1 protein-coding gene and 1 pseudogene are annotated in these 440 nt (G+C 40.0%); one reads left to right on the top strand and one right to left on the bottom strand.

Annotated features, from left to right (window positions below):
- Nucleotides 1–229: pseudogene (locus ACLWS4_RS37485) on the top strand (ubiquitin-conjugating enzyme E2); the annotation flags it as partial.
- Nucleotides 230–243: 14 nt separating this feature from the next.
- On the opposite strand, the gene ACLWS4_RS37480 reads toward ACLWS4_RS37485, so the two are convergent.
- Nucleotides 244–440, bottom strand: a 197-nt coding sequence (locus ACLWS4_RS37480) for a helicase-related protein (protein WP_416876499.1), incomplete at its 5' end; no start/stop codon positions are given.

The raw sequence follows: 440 nt of genomic DNA, 5'->3' as shown, positions 1-440 counted from the left end.
CTTCAAACCACCTAAGGTTGCATTTACAACAAGAATTTATCATCCAAATATTAACAGTAATGGCAGCATTTGTCTCGATATTCTAAGATCACAGTGGTCGCCTGCTTTAACAATTTCTAAAGTTCTTTTATCCATTTGTTCACTGCTATGTGATCCAAACCCAGATGACCCCCTAGTGCCAGAGATTGCACGGATCTATAAAACAGACAGAGATAAGTACAACAGAATATCTCGGGAATGGACTCAGTCACGAAGCACAGAGATAAGGTCGCTCACTTGCTGTATGTTATTAGGTGTAAAGAAAGTGTATGCTGTGCCTGTTTTGGTACTGCGAGCAGTTCTTCCAATTCGATGAATATAATCCTCTGAGGAGTTAGGGTAGTCATAATTGATGACAAATTTCACATCTTCCACATCTGTAAGGTGTTGCAGTGTGGCAA

Origin of the sequence: Kitasatospora sp. SC0581 (genome assembly GCF_048159585.1) — a bacterium.
Classification (GTDB): domain Bacteria; phylum Actinomycetota; class Actinomycetes; order Streptomycetales; family Streptomycetaceae; genus Kitasatospora.
Note: the sequence above shows the minus strand (reverse complement) of the source record. Positions and strands in the feature narration are given on the sequence as shown.